Here is a 15,889-nt window from a genome sequence, read left to right as displayed (position 1 = left end):
AATAGTCCCGTGAAAACGGCGCCTTTCGGCGCCGCTTTCTGGTGGATTACTGAACCGGCACTTCCTCGGGCAGGTCGAAGACCTGACCCGGATAGATGCGGTCCGGATCGCGAATCTGCCCAGTGTTGGCCTGGTAGATCGTTGTGTACTTGAGCCCTTCACCGTAAACGCGACGCGCGATGGTCCAAAGGTTGTCGCCACGGCGAATAATGGCCTTGCCGGAAGCGAAACGCTGCGCATCCGGATCTCCCAGTGACACGGCGACCATGGTCGGCACGGTAGGCTCGTCCGAGACCGTTTCCACAGCCGACTCAACCGGTTCGGCCAGTGCCTGCTGTAGTTCCTCCGAAGCGGGCGCATCGGCGGCAGTTGGGGTAGTCGTCGGTTGGGCCGATACAGGCTTTGTCTGATCACCTGCTGCAACTTGCACGTCTGGCGCTTCAGACGGCTGTTCAGGCTCGGCAACGACCGGCTCAGGCGTCTCGGCTGGTTGGGGAGTCCCCTCCTCTGGTACAGCCACGTCGGCTTCGATCGCAGGCACGTCGGGAGCGACAACCGCAGGCTCGACTGGCGCGTCTGCCGCCGGTGCTGGGACCGGGGGAGCGGTGGTTTCAGGCGCTGAAGCGGGTTCGCTTTCCGGTGCTGGTGCTTGAGCAACATCGATCGGCGTGTCGGCACCCGGGACATCCACGACGAAATCGACTTCGGCGCGCGCGATGACATCCGCGGAACCCGGTTGCAGCAGATCAACACGCACCCGCTGGCTGGGTGAATCAAGGACCGGACCGGCCTCGACCAGCCAGCGCCCACCTTCAACAGTCGTATCGGCAACGAAGCTGTCGTCAACATAGAGGCGAATGATCCCGCCATCGGGCCCGGCACCTGCAAAGAAGGTGCGATCGTTCTCGAGCTCTATGGCATCGATGGTCGGCGGCACCACCACAGCGGTTTGCACCGGCGCAGGTTCCTCGGCAGGCGTCTGGTCCACAACTGGCTCGTCGGTGGCGGCCACCGGGGTCTCGGCGGCGTCCACTGTGTCCTCAGTGGCAACTTCAGACTCAACCGGCGGCTCGACGACCGGTTCGGCCGGCTCAGTCGAATCCGTGGCCGCTGCGGGCTCAGCCGCGTCGGCGGCGACTGCAGCCGCTTGGGTAGCAGGCGCCTCTTGGGTCGGAAGCGACTCCCGCGTGGCGGGCGGCGGCTCGGCAGCAGATGATGCATCCGGCTCTGCCGGTTCAGGAAGAGCCGCAACGTCCATGGCGGGTTCGTCGACCGACCGATCGGCATCAGACTCTGGCGCTGGGACCGCCGGAACGCTTTCTGTCGCCGTCGATGGCTGGGACACGTCCGCCTGTTCGACAGGTGCGGCCACAGCAGTCTCGCTTTCAACCGCCGGCTCAGCGACGTCGGCAGGTTCGCCTGCTCCGGCAGTCTCAGGCGCTGCCGCAGATATCGGCGCTTCAGTGGTTGCCGGCTTCTGAGCGGGCACGGGCGCCTGGGCGATCTGGGCCGGGTCCGTCAGGCCCTGAAGCACTTCGCTGGCCTCGCCAGGCGTGCTCGCTACCACCAGAGGCTGGCTGGTCTTGTCTTCGTCGATGACGACAATGAAGGAGTCCTCGGCGGTGCCGGGCTTGCCTTCTTCGCCCAGCGTGATTTCCAAACCGCCAGGGGGCAACGGCGTGTCGGGCACAAAGACCCAGTCACCACTCGACCCCACCTCGACGGTGCCGAGCAGTTCGCCATTGGCGAAGACTTCAACACGGCTACCGGGCGTACCGCTACCGGCGATGACAACCGAGCCATCCGGCTCGGCCCGCAGCAGGCCAAACGTGGCGGCGACGACCTGATCGACGTCAGCTTCGGCCTCTAAAGCAGGTGTGACATCCAGTTCCGGTTCAGCCGGCACCGCTTCTTCGACATTGGCGACGACCTCTTCAGCGGGTGCATCGGTCTCGGCAACAGCAGGCGCAGGCGGAGCCGGGATAAGCCCGACCTCGACCATCTTGCCGCGCAGGCACTGCCCCATTCCCTCGGGGCTGTTGAAACAGGTGACAATCGATGGACCGGACAGAACGCCTAGAACAACGAGTAGAGTGACTGCCGCTGCCCCGATCGTCAGAGCCAGAGGTCGTTTCGGAGCGGTTTCGGCCAGTTTGCCCTCCCGGTAAAAATTCAATCAGCCGGCGAGCGTTCCCGCCTGGCTGGTGTTTGCCCCCAGCGTCGAATCCTGTGCCGCCTCAGTCTTCAACAGCTTGTATGTGATTGATTCATACAGAGCTTCAAACGAGGCATCAATGATATTGGGCGAAACGCCGATAGTTACCCAGCGCTCACCGCTGCCATCGCGGCTTTCGACCAGCACACGGGTGACCGCGCCCGTGCCGCCGTCCAGGATACGGACCTTGAAGTCCACCAGCTCGAGATCCTCGATTCGGGACGAATATTTGCCCAGATCCTTGCGCAGGGCCTGGTCCAGGGCGTTGACCGGGCCATTGCCTTCGGCCACCGACATCAACAATTCGCCATCCACACGGATCTTGACCACGGCCTCGGTGACAGTGACTTCCTCACCAAGGGCATTGTGGCGGCGCTCCACCATGGCGCGATAGTTCTCGACATCGAAAAAATCGGGCAAGATTCCAAGGACACGACGGGCGAGAACCGCGAAGGACGCATCGGCGCCATCGTAGGAGTATCCGCGAGATTCGCGCTCCTTGACGGTGGCCAGCAGCTTTTCCAGCTTCGGGTCGTCCTTTTGCAGCACGATATCGTGGCGCGCCAAGGCGGTGAGCAGGTTGGACTTGCCAGCCTGCTGGGACACCATGATGGACCGTTCATTGCCGACACTTTCAGGCGGCACATGCTCATAGGTAGAAAAATCCTTGAGCAGGGCCGAGGCGTGGATGCCAGCTTTGGTGGCAAAAGCCGATGCCCCGACATAGGGCGCCTGCCGCGCCGGGGCGCGATTGAGCCGATCATCGAAAGCGCGCGAAATATGCGTCAGCCTTTCGAGATGTGCGGACGAAATGCCAGTTTCGAAGCGTTCCGCGTAGAAGGGCTTGAGCGCCAGGGTCGGGATCAGGGTCACCAGATTGGCATTGCCGCAACGCTCGCCCAGGCCGTTCAGCGTACCTTGGATCTGGCAGACGCCGGCCTCCACGGCCGCCAGGGCATTGGCAACGGCCTGGCCGGTGTCGTCATGAGGATGGATGCCCAAACGGTCACCGGAGGCGATGGTCATCACGTCCGCAACGATCTCGCGCACCTCCGAGGGCATGGTGCCACCATTGGTGTCACAGAGCACCACCCAGCGCGCACCGGCCTCGAGCGCCGTCTGCACACAAGCAAGCGCATAGGTGCGATTGGCCTTGTAGCCATCAAAGAAATGTTCGAGATCGACCAGCACTTCCTTGTTGGCGCCGGAGGCAGTGCGAACAGAATCGGCGATGCCTTCGAGGTGCTCGTCGGTGCTGCAGCCAAGCGCCAGCTCGACCTGGTAATCCCAAGCCTTGGCGACATAGCAGACAGCCCCAGCCGCCGAATTGACCAGCCCCATGACGCCGGGGTCGTTGGCTGCCGAGCGCCCTGCCCGCTTGGTCATGCCGAAGGCGGTAAAGACCGCCTTGCTGGTGCGTTTCTTTTCAAAGAACGCGGTGTCGACGGGATTGGCACCGGGATAACCGCCTTCAATATAGTCCACGCCAATCTTTTCGAGCATGCCGGCAATGGCGATCTTGTCCTCAAGCGAGAACTCGATGCCGGCGGTCTGCGCGCCGTCGCGCAGGGTAGTGTCGAACAAATAGAGGCGTGTGCGGGACATAAGGGGCCTAACTGTACTTATTGTTTTACGGGCCAGACGTCAGTGTCGTGGTCGGGGTGCTGGTGTGAAGTCGCCTGAATCGCGCTCCACCAGTCTTCGCGCTCGGGGTCCTCGGTAATGCCGCCATGCTCGATGGATGGCAACGTATCGAACCAGGGGACGCGGCTTTCATTGCCGGTATTGGCGTGGGGTGGAAATTCTTCGGGGTGGTCGAGCGAGCCAATGGTGAAATTGACACGATCGCCGCTCAGGTCGTCATAGAACAACGGCGTGCCGCAGCGGACGCAGAAGCCGCGATCGACATGATAGGAACTGCGGAACCGTGCCGGTTCATCGCGGGTCCAGGTGATCGCCTCGCGCGGCGCGGCGACCAGCGCGGCAAATATATTGCCCACTGCCTTCTGGCACATACGGCAGTGACAAATGTGGGAGTTATCCATCATTTCCGTCGCATGGTAACGCACGGCGCCGCACTGGCACCCGCCACTGACCTCTTTTTTGTAGCGTTCCATCAGGTTTTCTCCCTGGGTGGCCAGTCATTGGTGTCGTGATCTGGATGCTGATTTGAATGGATGCCGGCCATGAAGTCGCGCCACTCGTCGCTGACATCATGACGTTCGGGCAGCGTGCTGAGCCCGGCAAAGAATGGCTGCCGGTCGGTCAGATTGACCTGGATTTCGGGGGCGGCGACTTTTGGGTCGTCAAAGGCACCGATGGCCAATTCGAGCCCGAAACGCGTCTCATAGGCAAGTGGGGTGCCGCATTCGCCACAAAAGGCGCGGCGGGCGGCATTGGAGCTCTGAAACCATTTCGGTTCGCCACGGGTCCAGACGGCATTATGCGCCGTAACCAGGGGGCCGAAGAAACCGCCAAAGGCCTTCTGGCACATGCGGCAATGACAAATGGACGGCCGGCCGAGACGAGTGACGCGGAAACGAACCGCGCCACACTGGCAGCCACCGGTATGGGCTTCAGCCTGGGGCATGACACACTGCTTCGATATTGTTGCCATCGGGATCAATGACAAAAGCGCCGTAATAGGTCGGATGGTAGTGCTCGCGCAGACCCGGTGCACCGTTGTCGGTTCCACCCGCGGCCAAGGCGGCTGTGTAGAAGGCGTCAACATCAGCGCGGGTCTCGGTGCGGAAGGCATAGTGGCGGCCGGGACCGGTTTCCGTTGCCTCGGTCAGCCAGAAATCCGGCCCTTCCTTGCCATAGCCGCCCACTTTGACGCCGCCGGTAAATTCCACTGGAACTTCGTTGAGCAGGGTGATGCCGAGCGGGGCGAATGCGGCGTCGTAAAAGGCCTTGGCCTTGTTCCAGTCCGCGACGAGGATTCCAACGTGATCAAGCATGGGTCCAACTCCGTTTTGAGAAGCCGCGATCTGGCGCGATTCCGCTGACAGGGCATGGCAGGAAGGTCACCGCTTGACCTCCCACTTGGTCTGACGCTGGCCGGCCTCGTCCTTGTAGTCCATCAGCGCGATGCCCTGGTCGGCAAGTTCGTTGCGGATGGCGTCGGCCTTGGCGAAGTCTTTGGCGTTCAGGGCGGCAAGGCGGGCGGCTACTTGCGTTTGAACCGCGCCAGCCTCCACATCCTCGCCGGAAAACCAATGCGTTGCCGTATCAGTGAGCAAGCCAAGCAAGGCCGCGCTTGCCTTAAGCGAGCGCATGGCTGGCACGATACCCTTGACTGCTTCGGCGCGCAGTTCATGCAAGGCCCGGACGGCTGCCGGGGTATTCAGGTCGTCATCAAGCGCGTCGACCATGCCGGCGCATAAAAGTCCGCCCTCGGCCGTCACGTCGCCCACAGCACGGTACCAGCCGTTGAGCAACGCTTCAGCTTCCTCCAACCGTCGCACCGTGAAGTCGATCGGCTCGCGGTAATGCGTCATCAGCATGGCAAGACGCAACACTTCGCCGGGCCATTTTCGGCCGCCCAAAGCTTTGGTCTCGAGGAGGTCATGGATGGTAAAGAAGTTGCCCAGGCTCTTGCTCATCTTCTGGCCTTCGACCTGCAGGAAGCCGTTGTGTATCCAGACATTGGCCATGGTGTGCGAGCCGTGGGCGCAGCGCGACTGGGCGATTTCGTTTTCGTGGTGCGGGAAAATGAGGTCGAGTCCGCCGCCGTGAATGTCGAAGGTTTCGCCCAGATAGCGCTCAGACATGGCAGAGCATTCGATATGCCAGCCAGGCCGACCGCGGCCCCAGGGGCTCTCCCAACCGGGTTCATCCTCGGACGACAGTTTCCAGAGCACGAAGTCGGCCGGATTACGTTTGTGCGTGTCCACCGCGACGCGGGCGCCAGCGAGGTTGTCTTCGAGATTGCGGCCGGACAACTGGCCGTAGTCGGGCATGGAATCCACGGCAAACAGCACTTCGCCGCCCGCCTCATAAGCGTTGCCCTTGTCCAGCAGGCGCTGGATCATCGCCTGCATTTCGGCGATGTTTTCGGTGGCGCGGGGCTGGATGGTCGGCTCGAGGCAGCCGAGCGCGGCCACGTCTTTCCCGTATTGCGCGGCGGTGGTTTCGGTGACCTTGCGGATGGCCTCGTTCAGCGGCAGGTCGGGATGGTCGCGCAGGGCGCGGGCGTTGATCTTGTCGTCGACGTCGGTGATGTTGCGCACATAGGTGACGTGCTCGACGCCATAGGTGTGGCGCAGCAGGCGAAACAGCAGATCGAAGACGATGGCGGCGCGGCCATTGCCGATATGGGCGAAGTCGTAGACCGTGGGGCCGCAGGCATAGAGACGCACATTTTTCTCGTCCATCGGCACGAAGTGGGCCTTGGTCCGGGTAAGCGTGTTGTAGAGAGAAAGCTGCGGCTTTGCCGTGGTCATCGCGAGGTCCTGTAGGCCATACGGAATTGCTCTGGCGGGAGAGCCTCTATCCGTTTTCAAACCGTCAGGATGAAGAAGACCGCTCCGCCAACGCTGGGTTAGCAGGTAATAATGCAGCAGATAATGGTGCACGCGGTGTTCATGGCGCGGAGATTGGCCGGGCGGCCAGAAGAAATCAAGTGATTTTGCGCGCCATGTTTCCAAACCGCGAAACCGGAACCATTTTGCTGGAAACGCTCCGAACCAAAAAGGGGCGGTCCGAAGACCGCCCGATCGCTCTGGAGGCGAACGAAACTTGATTCCGTTGTCAGGAACGGAATTGCTGGTGGCACTGCCCGCAGGTGCCCATCAGGGTCTGCAACGCGCCAGCATAGCCGGCCGCATCCCCGGCTTCGGCGGCGGCGCGGCCCGCTTCTGCGGCAGCCAGACCGGTATCGACAATGGCCGTAAAGGCTTCCCAGTTCTCCCAAATGGCCGGCAGGGCTTTCGTGTCTCCAACGATGGAGCCTTCGGGGAACAGCTCCGGAATGTGGCTGTAATTGTCGCGCAGGGTTGTCATTGCCGCGACCGCCTCGTCACCGGTCAGGTCGCGTGCCGTGCGCAGAATCCCACCGTCTTCGCGCATAAGAGCCTGGCGCATGGAGACGGCCTCTTCCGGCGTAGCAGGTGGGGTGAAAGCATCCTGAGCAAATACGGTGACAGCACCGATGGCCAGAAAGGCAACGGCAGCAAAGCTGGCAAGCTTGCGGTTGAGCATCAATTGGTTCCCTCAAAAAAGATGTGCATCGAACCGGGCCTCTGTTCCCGTTGTCGGCACGATTACATGGCTTTGTGACAGGCCCAACGGGCACACGTGAAAGTTATCGGTCAGCGGGCCAGCAGTTCGACCGTCTGATCGATATCGCCAAAGACCGAGATTCCATTTTGATCTATGGCGCCGATGCGCACCCTGTCGCCAGGCTTCAGAAACGGTGTGCGGGCCCTGCCGTACTTGGCTTTTTCCGCCGTACGCGCCTCGGCAATGCAGGCAAACCCGATGCCGTCGGGTTTGAGCGGCAAGGTCTGATCGTGTGGATTGGACACTGTGCCGCCGCCAATAATGGTGCCGGCTGCCAAATTGCGGGTGCGGGCCGCCTCGACGATCAGATCCGCAAAATCGAAATGCATGCCAGTGCCGGCATTTGGCCGCCCATAAAGCTTGCCGTTGACTTCGATACGAATGGGCAGGTGCAGGCGATCGTCACGCCAGTCGGCGCCAAGGCTGGCCGGGGTCATCGCAATGGGCGCAAAGGCGGTGGATGGCTTGGCGTGGAAAAAGCCAAATCCGTTCTGGAGATCATCGACAACCAGACGACGTAGCGACACGTCGTTGAGCACAGTCACCAGCCGAATCGCAGACCTGGCTTGCTCGCGGGTCGCACCCATGGGCACGGCGCCGATGATCACGCCGACTTCGCCCTCGAAATCGAGCGCCAGGTCGTCGCCGGTGATTACGATTGGCGCCGTGGCGGCCGAAAGCGAATCGGAGCCGCCCTGATAGAGCAGCGGACGGATGGATTGCAGCTCTTCGTCCTTGCTGCCCTTGAGCGACCGGACGCGCTCCAGATGGCTCATATAGGCCGAACCATCGATCCACTGATAAGCCCTGGGCAAAGGCGCATGAGCTGCCTTGGGGTCGAAGACCTGGCCGGTAATCTCGCCAGCATCAAGCTGGGCCGCAAGCGCCTTCAAGGCAGGCTCGGCGTGCGCCCATTCATCAAGGGCGGCCTGGAGGTTGGGCGCGATACGGCCAGCAGAAACGCATCTTTCAAGATCGCTGGAAACGACCACGAGCTGACCGTCGGGGCGGCCATTGCGCAGTGTGGCGAGTTTCATGCGATCTCTCCTTGAAGCTTGTGTTGCCCGGACGCGCTACCGCAGGGCAAATCATGTCGCTATAATGTTGCCACGGACGTTAAAGCATTATCCATGGCGTTAGAATCAGTTTGGCGCTTCAAGTCATTGATTTGCTGCGCGACCCACCAGGGCCCATTAGACGCAAGCGGGTTTGGCCTCCGCAAACGGGAATATGGCGTGAATTTCACTTTGTCCGGGCTTCGCCCAATTGTCCTGCTGATCCTGACGGCAATCGTCCTGGTGCTGGATGTCGAGGCAGCCCATGCGCAGGCGGCCCAGTGCCAGCAATTGCAGTCAGCGCTGGCCCAGTTCGACCGCAATGGCGACTTCCGCCAGCTCGGCAGCAACTCCAACGCGGCGCGTCAGTTGCAGCGCCAGGTGCAACAGGCAGAGAGCCGCTACATTCGTGAAGGCTGCAATGACGACGCGCGCGCCGGTCGCACGCTGAGCCGGAGCTGCCAGTTAATCGCGCGCGACGTGCTGAGCCTGCGGGATGACTATGCCCAGGTGAGCCAATCGGTAGAGACCGCCAATGCGGTGGCCCAGCAGCGCGAGGCCATCCTGCAGGAAATGGCACGCTTCGGCTGCAATTCGGGATCCAACGCGACGTTTACCCGTGAACGCCAGAATATTTTCGACCGGATCTTTGGTACGACATCAGAGGGCGATTTCACCAATGGCGATTTCATCGACGGCGGCGATTACTGGGGCTATCAGGGCTACAACACAGTGCGCACGGTATGCGTGCGCCTGAGCGATGGCTATTTCTGGCCGATCAGCTACGCCACCCTGCCCGACTATATCGGCAATGACGCGATCAGTTGCCAGCAGATGTGCCCCAACACGGCAGTCGAACTCTACTATTACAGCAATCCGGGCGAAGAGCCCGAGCAGATGCGCAGCATCAATGGCGTGCCCTATATGTCGCTGCCAACGGCCTTTGCCTATCGCAATGAGTTCGACAAGTCGGCCAGTTGCAGTGCCGCGCCCACTGCCGATGGTTCGGTGACCGTGGTGGCCGCAGCAGATGGCAGCAACCGGGCAATGCTGGACATCAATGGGCTGCGCATTCCCATGCCATTGCGGGATCCCCGAGGGGTTACACCGGTGCAGGCCTCCCCGGCGGAAGCTGTAGCGACTGTCGCCCTTGTCGATGTCCCCCTGCCCAGACCGCGTCCGGCAGGGCCGGGAGAAATTGCGCGTCAGCCGAGTGCCCCAGCCGCGCCGGAGTTGCGGATTGTCGAGCTTGGCGGCAAGAGCGTCAGGGTAGTCGGTCCAGACACACCTTACGCCCGAGCAGGACAAGCAGGGACTTGAGTTCCGGACCATCGTGACGGCCCGTCAGGGCCATGCGCAGCGGCAAGAACAGGCTCTTGCCCTTGCGCCCGGTGCTCGCCTTGAGGGCATTGGTCCACTGGCTCCAGGTGGTGTCGTCCCATGGCTCAGGGGGCAGCAGCGCCTTGGCCAAGGCCAGGAAGTCACGATCCTCGTCGGCCACGACTGGCTCAATTGGACCGGTCAGCAGCTTGGACCATTCCACGATGTCGGGGAATTTGACGAGGTTCTCACGCAGCAGGGACCACATGGCCTCGCCTTCGAGCCCCAACGCGCTGAGGCGCGGCGCGGCGATAGCATAGGGCATCGCGTGCAACAGGCGGGCATTGAGCGTATCGAGTTCGGCAGGATCGAACCGGGCGGATCCGTGCGAAATCATCGAAAAATCGAGCTTCTCGGCGATCGCATCGAGGCTGTCATAAGCCTCGACCGGCAGGCTGGTGCCGGTCAGAGTGGCAACGATGGCCACGGCCATCGGCTCGTAGCCCTCATCACGGAAATCGGCAATCGACTGGCTGCCCAGGCGCTTTGAGAAGCCCTGTCCCTGTGCATCGGTCAACAGGTTGTGGTGACCGAAGATTGGCGGCGCGGCGCCCAGGGCTTCGAAGATTTCGATCTGGGTGCCCGTGTTGGAGACATGGTCCTCGCCGCGAATAATATGGGTGATACCCAGATCAATATCGTCGACAACAGACGGCAGCGTATAGAGATAGGATCCATCCGCACGGATCAGAACCGGATCGGACATGGATGCGGTGTTGACCGTCTGCTGCCCCTTGATGAGATCATCGAACTGCACGGGGCGACCGTCGAGCTTGAAACGCCAATGCGGCGCGCGGCCTTCCGCCTCCAGCCGGGCGCGATCCTCATCCGTGAGGTTCAGTGCAGCACGATCATAGATCGGCGGCTTGCCGAGTAGACGCGCACGGGCGCGCTTGCGGTCCAGTTCTTCCTCGGTTTCGTAGCAAGGATAGAGACGACCGGCCGTGATCAGACGATCTCGGGCGGCATCATAGAGCGCTGTCCGCTCGGACTGACGCACCAACATGTCTGGCTGGATGCCGAGCCAGGACAGGTCCACCTCTATGCCATCGGCAAATTCGCGGGTGGAGCGCGCGTGGTCCGTGTCATCCATGCGCAGCACGTAGCGACCGCCATGGCGGCGGGCAAAGTACCAGTTGAGCAAGGCCGGGCGGGCATTTCCGAGATGAATGCGGCCAGTGGGAGACGGCGCCCAGCGAACAATTACACTCATCCGATGGTCCCGTCCTTATAGCCATTGGTGATGGGATATTTGCGACCCTGCCCAAAGGCGCGGGGCGTGATCTTCGGGCCCGGCGCTGACTGGCGACGCTTGTATTCCGCAATGTTGAGCAGACGTGCGATGCGCGTGACGAGGGCTGCGTCGTGGCCGCGCGCGACGACGTCGTCCAGCGCCATTTCCTCCTCGACAATGCAGGTCAGGATGTCGTCTAGCACCAGATAGGGCGGCAGGCTGTCCTGATCTGTCTGGTCGGGGCGCAGTTCTGCGCTGGGTGCCTTGTCGATGATGGATTGAGGAATGACCTCCCCCGCCCGGCCCAGGCAATCGCCCGGCAGGTGCTTGTTGCGCCAGGCGGCCAGAGCATAGACATCCATCTTGAACATGTCCTTGAGCGGATTATAGCCGCCATTCATGTCGCCATAGATGGTGGCGTAGCCCACGCCCATTTCAGACTTGTTGCCCGTGGTGAGCAGCATGGAGCCCAGCTTGTTCGAGACCGCCATTAGAATGGTGCCGCGCATGCGGGACTGAATGTTTTCCTCGGCTATGTCGATTGGCCGGTTGCCGAAAATGGGCTGCAACTCATTGAGCGCATTGTCGACCGGATCGCCAATGGCAACCACGTCATAGCGGACCCCGAGCCTGTCGGCGCAGTCCTTGGCATCACGCAGGCTGGCCTCGGAGGTGTAGCGATAGGGCAGCATGATGGCGTGGACCTTCTCCGGCCCGAAGGCATCAGCGGCCATGGCGGCGACGACAGCACTATCGATGCCGCCAGAAAGCCCCAGCACGACGTGGGAGAATCCGTTCTTTTGGACATAGTCGCGCAGGCCAAGGACGCAGGCGCGCCAGGGGGCTTCCTCGACCGATGTCAGCTCCTCGATGCGGCCGTTGGTGCAGGTCCAGCCATTTTCGCTCCGGGTCCAGTCCGAGACAATGAAATCCGGCTCGAAGGACCTGCCTTGCACGGCGAGCTTGTCGCCCGGCTCCATGGCAAAGGAGGCGCCATCAAAGACCAGTTCGTCCTGGCCACCGACCTGATTGAGATAGAGCATGGGCACGCCGTCTTCGGCAACGCGGGCGCGCACCAGGTCCTTTCGGATATGCTGCTTGTTGGTCCAGTAGGGTGAGCCGTTGGGGCAGAGCATGATTTCGGCGCCGCGCATGGCCAGATGTTCGCACACGGGCGTGTGCCAGACATCTTCGCAGATCGGAATACCCACCGAGACGCCCTTGATGGAAACGGGCAGCGGCAGCGGACCGGGCTCGAAATAGCGCTTTTCATAGAAGACGTCGCTGTTTGGCAGTTCGCGCTTGTAGCGGATGGCGGTGATGTCGCCATGTTCGGCAACGAGGACCGCATTGTGCAGGCCCGTCACGTCGAGCCAGATGGTGGGCAGAATGAGGACAACATCGGTGCCCTTCGTATCAGCCACCAGCGCGCGCGCGGTGCCGATGGCGTCCTTGATGAACTGCTCCTTGAACAGCAGATCGTCGGGAAAATAGCCGGTGAGGAATAATTCGGACAACATCAGTATGTCGGCCCTGGCGGCCTTGGCGTCGTCCAGTGCCTTGCGTGCGAGCGCAAGGTTTCCGGACAGGTCGCCCACCTTGGGATTGAGCTGGGCGAGCGCGATGCGAAGCTGGTCGGTCACTGGAAGCTGGCCTGGGTGCAAGGGACAGGACCATCCGGCATGGCGCCGGATGCGGCGCAAGGATTAGCCGCTCACCCTGGCGAGGGCAAGCGGCGCAATCGGGAAGCGGCGATGCAGGCTGAGAAGACTACTCGCCGGCCAGACGCTGCAGGCGCGGCGGCTTTTGCGCATGCACTTCCTCGGCGACCAGAAACGCCAGCTCCAGCGCCTGGCTGGCGTTGAGGCGTGGGTCGCAATAGGTATTGTAGCGATCCGAGAGCGTTGCTTCGGTGACTGCCGAGACGCCGCCGACGCACTCGGTGACGTCGTCGCCGGTCATTTCAATATGCACGCCGCCGGCGTAACTACCCATTTCACGATGCACTTCGAAAAAGTGCTTCACTTCCGCCAGCACGCGGTCGAACGGGCGGGTCTTGAAGCCGGTTGACGCCTTGATGGTGTTGCCGTGCATCGGGTCGCAGCACCAGACGACGGTGCGTCCAGCCTTCTGAACTGTTTCAATCAGGCGCGGCAGATGCTCATGCACCTTGTCGGCCCCAAAGCGGGAAATCAGTGTGATGCGACCGGCCTCGTCGGTGGGATTGAGCCGGTCGAGCAGCCGCAGCAGATCATCACTAGACAGGCTGGGGCCGCATTTGATGCCGATGGGATTGTGGATGCCAGCGAAATATTCGACATGGGCTTCGTCAGGATCACGGGTGCGATCGCCAATCCAGAGCATATGGCCCGAGGTGGCGTACCAGTCATTGGTGATCGAGTCCCGGCGAGTGAGCGATTCCTCGTAGCCGAGCAGCAGCGCCTCGTGGCTGGTGTAGAAGCTGGTCTGCTTAAGGGCCGGCGTGTTGTCGGGATTGATCCCCAGGGCAGACATGAAGGTGATTGCATCGTCAATACGGCGGGCCACTTCCTCGAAGCGCGCATCCCAGCTCGAGCCCTTCATGAAGCCCATGGTCCATTCGTGGATGCGGGTGAGCTCGGCATAGCCGCCCATTGAAAAGGCGCGCAGCAGGTTCAGCGTCGCCGCCGACTGTCGATAGGCCATCAGCAGACGGTGTGGATCGGGGACGCGCGACGCCTCGTTGAAAGCAATGTCGTTGATGATGTCGCCGCGATAGGAGGGCAGTTCAACCCCGTCGATGGTTTCGGTATCGGCCGAACGCGGCTTGGCAAACTGGCCTGCAACACGACCAACCTTGACCACAGGCTTGGACGCTCCATGAGTCAGAACGACCGCCATCTGCAGAAAAACGCGGAAGAAATCGCGGATATGATCGGCGCCGTGCTCGGCAAAGCTCTCGGCGCAATCGCCACCCTGGAGAAGGAAGGCCTCGCCACGGGCGACCGCTGCGAGACGAGACTTCAGTTCACGCGCTTCACCAGCGAAAACCAGTGGCGGGAAGGTTGCGAGCTGACGTTCAGCGTCCTGTAGGGCGGCTGGATCGGGATAGGCCGGCACCTGCCGGATCGGCTTGTCGCGCCAGGAGCTGGGGGTCCAGGTGGTCATTTTCAGTCTCGCTTCGGGCCGGGCAGGATGAGTGGGGGCGATCTAGCAAGCCAGAGCGCCCCTGCCAAGCGGAAAGGGTCAGACGCGCTTGCAGTCGCGGTAGGAATAGCTGGGTGACTTGAAAGTCACCAGCTCTTCTGCGGCCGAGGGATGCAGGGCAATGGTGCGGTCGAGATCGGCCTTGCTGGCGCCCATGCTGACGGCGATGCCGACGAGCTGGATCATTTCGGCAACTCCTGGACCCAGAAGATGAACGCCGAGCACCTTGCCCTCATCCTTTTCGGTGATGAGCTTGATGATCATGCGCTCGGTGCGGTCCGAGAGCGTGTTCTGCATGGGGCGGAAGCGTGAGACATAAACATCGATATCGCCATGGGTCGCAGCCTCGGCTTCGGTCAGACCCACGGTGCCGATTTCCGGCTCGGCAAAAACCGCAGTCGGGATGAGGGAATGATCGACCTTGAGCGGATTGCCATTAAACACGGTCTCAGCGAAGTACCAGCCTTCGCGGATCGCCACAGGAGTCAGTTGGGCGCGCCCGGTGACGTCACCGACGGCGTAGATCGAGGGTACGGAAGACTGCGAATAGTCGTCCACGGCGACCGAGCCATGCTCGGAGAGCTTTACTCCGGCGGTTTCAAGACCGAGACCTTCGATATTGGGGCGGCGGCCAGTGGCAAACATGACGGCGCCGTAGGGGGCAGAGACGCCGTCGCTGAAGGTGGCCGTCACATCATCACCTGTCTTGGCCAGCGACTTGATGGTGGTCTGATAGATCAAGCGGATACCGCGCTCGGTTAGGCCGGCTTCCAGACCACGCCGCATATCCTCATCAAAGCCTCGCAGGATGCAGTCACCACGATACATAATGGTGGTGTTGACACCCAGGCCGGCGAAGATGGTGGCGAACTCGACAGCGATATAGCCCCCACCCTCAATGAGGATCGAGTGGGGCAGCCTGGGCAGATCAAAGGCCTCGTTGGAGGTGATGCCGAATTCAGCGCCCGGAATATCGGGGACGAAGGGCCGCGCGCCGGTGGCCACCAGAAGATACCTGGCACTCAGTTCGCGCCCGTCGCGAACGAGACGGATGCCATTGGGGCCAGTCACCTCGGCACGGTCGCGGATGATTTCGACACCGGGCTTTTCCAGATTGCTGACATAGGCGTGTTCGAGCCGGGTGATTTCCTTTTCCTTGGCGGCAACGAGGGTCGGCCAATCGAAGCTGGCGTCGACCTGCCAGCCAAAGCTTGGCGCAATATCGAACTGATCGCGGAAACGCGCGGCATAGACATAGAGTTTCTTGGGCACGCAACCGCGAATGACGCAGGTTCCGCCAACACGGAACTCTTCGACAATGGCCACCCTGGCGCCATAGGTCGCAGCCATGCGCGCCGCGCGGACGCCACCGGAGCCGGCGCCAATGACGATCAGATCATAGTCGAAATCCATTTCAGTCCCCTGCTCGGTTCAGCGCATCACAGCATGCTGACCTTATATCGTCTAATGACGATGAATATAGTTCGGGCTTCGCACAAAAAAAGACCCCGCACAAGGCGGGGTCGATATCCGGCA

The 15,889-nt window shown here is 61.7% G+C and carries 14 protein-coding genes; 2 read left to right on the top strand and 12 right to left on the bottom strand.

The window, feature by feature from the left end:
- Positions 1–46 precede the first annotated feature (46 nt).
- The 6 genes from GO014_RS01330 to cysS form a co-directional block, all read right to left on the bottom strand.
- Positions 47–2,176 (bottom strand): LysM peptidoglycan-binding domain-containing protein, encoded by a 2,130-nt coding sequence (locus GO014_RS01330; protein WP_157288818.1) that lies wholly within the window; start codon positions 2,174–2,176, stop codon positions 47–49.
- Positions 2,177–3,820 (bottom strand): citramalate synthase, encoded by a 1,644-nt coding sequence (cimA, locus tag GO014_RS01325; protein WP_157288817.1) that lies wholly within the window; start codon positions 3,818–3,820, stop codon positions 2,177–2,179.
- A 17-nt stretch (positions 3,821–3,837) separates the two neighbouring features.
- Entirely contained in the window at positions 3,838–4,332 is a 495-nt protein-coding gene (locus tag GO014_RS01320; RefSeq protein ID WP_157288816.1) for a GFA family protein, read from the bottom strand.
- Positions 4,332–4,805: a GFA family protein gene (locus tag GO014_RS01315; protein WP_157288815.1), complete on the bottom strand. Its 474-nt coding sequence runs from the start codon at positions 4,803–4,805 to the stop codon at positions 4,332–4,334. Before GO014_RS01315 ends, GO014_RS01320 begins: the two co-directional genes overlap by 1 nt.
- Positions 4,792–5,175 carry a VOC family protein gene (locus GO014_RS01310; RefSeq protein WP_157288814.1) on the bottom strand — a complete coding sequence of 128 codons (384 nt, stop codon included), beginning with the start codon at positions 5,173–5,175 and terminating at the stop codon, positions 4,792–4,794. The genes GO014_RS01315 and GO014_RS01310 overlap by 14 nt, the downstream gene beginning before the upstream one ends.
- Before the next feature lie 66 nt (positions 5,176–5,241).
- Positions 5,242–6,660, bottom strand: a complete 1,419-nt coding sequence (gene cysS / locus GO014_RS01305) for a cysteine--tRNA ligase (RefSeq protein WP_157289765.1) — start codon at positions 6,658–6,660, stop codon at positions 5,242–5,244.
- A 26-nt stretch (positions 6,661–6,686) separates the two neighbouring features.
- On the opposite strand from cysS, the gene GO014_RS18920 reads away from it, so the two are divergent.
- On the top strand, positions 6,687–6,959 hold the full coding sequence (locus tag GO014_RS18920; RefSeq protein ID WP_179952905.1) for a hypothetical protein: 273 nt from the start codon (positions 6,687–6,689) through the stop codon (positions 6,957–6,959).
- A gap of 8 nt (positions 6,960–6,967) precedes the next feature.
- Here GO014_RS18920 and GO014_RS01300 read toward each other — a convergent pair whose 3' ends face one another.
- Together GO014_RS01300 and GO014_RS01295 are read right to left on the bottom strand one after the other, a co-directional pair.
- Positions 6,968–7,417: a c-type cytochrome gene (locus GO014_RS01300; RefSeq protein WP_116589778.1), complete on the bottom strand. Its 450-nt coding sequence runs from the start codon at positions 7,415–7,417 to the stop codon at positions 6,968–6,970.
- A gap of 110 nt (positions 7,418–7,527) precedes the next feature.
- Complete coding sequence (locus tag GO014_RS01295) at positions 7,528–8,535, bottom strand: fumarylacetoacetate hydrolase family protein (protein WP_116589777.1); 1,008 nt, start codon at positions 8,533–8,535, stop codon at positions 7,528–7,530.
- A gap of 198 nt (positions 8,536–8,733) precedes the next feature.
- Between GO014_RS01295 and GO014_RS01290 the strand changes: the two genes are divergently transcribed.
- A complete protein-coding gene (locus tag GO014_RS01290) occupies positions 8,734–9,873 on the top strand; it encodes a DUF2865 domain-containing protein (protein ID WP_157288813.1) in 1,140 nt (379 codons plus the stop codon).
- On the opposite strand, the gene gltX is transcribed toward GO014_RS01290, so the two are convergent.
- The 4 genes from gltX to gor form a co-directional block, all read right to left on the bottom strand.
- On the bottom strand, positions 9,818–11,146 hold the full coding sequence (gene gltX, locus GO014_RS01285; protein ID WP_157288812.1) for a glutamate--tRNA ligase: 1,329 nt from the start codon (positions 11,144–11,146) through the stop codon (positions 9,818–9,820). The two genes, GO014_RS01290 and gltX, sit on opposite strands and share 56 nt — an antisense overlap.
- Positions 11,143–12,810: an NAD+ synthase gene (locus tag GO014_RS01280; RefSeq protein ID WP_343030700.1), complete on the bottom strand. Its 1,668-nt coding sequence runs from the start codon at positions 12,808–12,810 to the stop codon at positions 11,143–11,145. The genes gltX and GO014_RS01280 overlap by 4 nt, the downstream gene beginning before the upstream one ends.
- Before the next feature lie 127 nt (positions 12,811–12,937).
- Positions 12,938–14,314, bottom strand: a complete 1,377-nt coding sequence (locus GO014_RS01275) for a class II 3-deoxy-7-phosphoheptulonate synthase (protein WP_157288810.1) — start codon at positions 14,312–14,314, stop codon at positions 12,938–12,940.
- 78 nt (positions 14,315–14,392) lie between these two features.
- A complete protein-coding gene (gene gor, locus GO014_RS01270) occupies positions 14,393–15,766 on the bottom strand; it encodes a glutathione-disulfide reductase (protein ID WP_157288809.1) in 1,374 nt (457 codons plus the stop codon).
- Positions 15,767–15,889 lie beyond the last annotated feature (123 nt).

This window comes from Devosia marina (genome assembly GCF_009758415.1).
GTDB lineage: Bacteria > Pseudomonadota > Alphaproteobacteria > Rhizobiales > Devosiaceae > Devosia > Devosia marina.
This window is presented reverse-complemented; position numbering and strand designations above follow the sequence as displayed.

Bases quoted from the DNA above. Each gene is read 5' to 3' on its own strand.
- GO014_RS01310 (WP_157288814.1), bottom strand. From the start codon at position 5,175: ATGCTTGATCACGTTGGAATCCTCGTCGCGGACTGGAACAAGGCCAAG.
- GO014_RS01320 (WP_157288816.1), bottom strand. From the start codon at position 4,332: ATGGAACGCTACAAAAAAGAGGTCAGTGGCGGGTGCCAGTGCGGCGCC.
- GO014_RS01300 (WP_116589778.1), bottom strand. From the start codon at position 7,417: ATGCTCAACCGCAAGCTTGCCAGCTTTGCTGCCGTTGCCTTTCTGGCC.
- GO014_RS01295 (WP_116589777.1), bottom strand. From the start codon at position 8,535: ATGAAACTCGCCACACTGCGCAATGGCCGCCCCGACGGTCAGCTCGTG.
- GO014_RS01315 (WP_157288815.1), bottom strand. From the start codon at position 4,805: ATGCCCCAGGCTGAAGCCCATACCGGTGGCTGCCAGTGTGGCGCGGTT.
- GO014_RS01275 (WP_157288810.1), bottom strand. From the start codon at position 14,314: ATGACCACCTGGACCCCCAGCTCCTGGCGCGACAAGCCGATCCGGCAG.
- cimA (WP_157288817.1), bottom strand. From the start codon at position 3,820: ATGTCCCGCACACGCCTCTATTTGTTCGACACTACCCTGCGCGACGGC.
- gltX (WP_157288812.1), bottom strand. From the start codon at position 11,146: ATGAGTGTAATTGTTCGCTGGGCGCCGTCTCCCACTGGCCGCATTCAT.
- gor (WP_157288809.1), bottom strand. From the start codon at position 15,766: ATGGATTTCGACTATGATCTGATCGTCATTGGCGCCGGCTCCGGTGGC.
- cysS (WP_157289765.1), bottom strand. From the start codon at position 6,660: ATGACCACGGCAAAGCCGCAGCTTTCTCTCTACAACACGCTTACCCGG.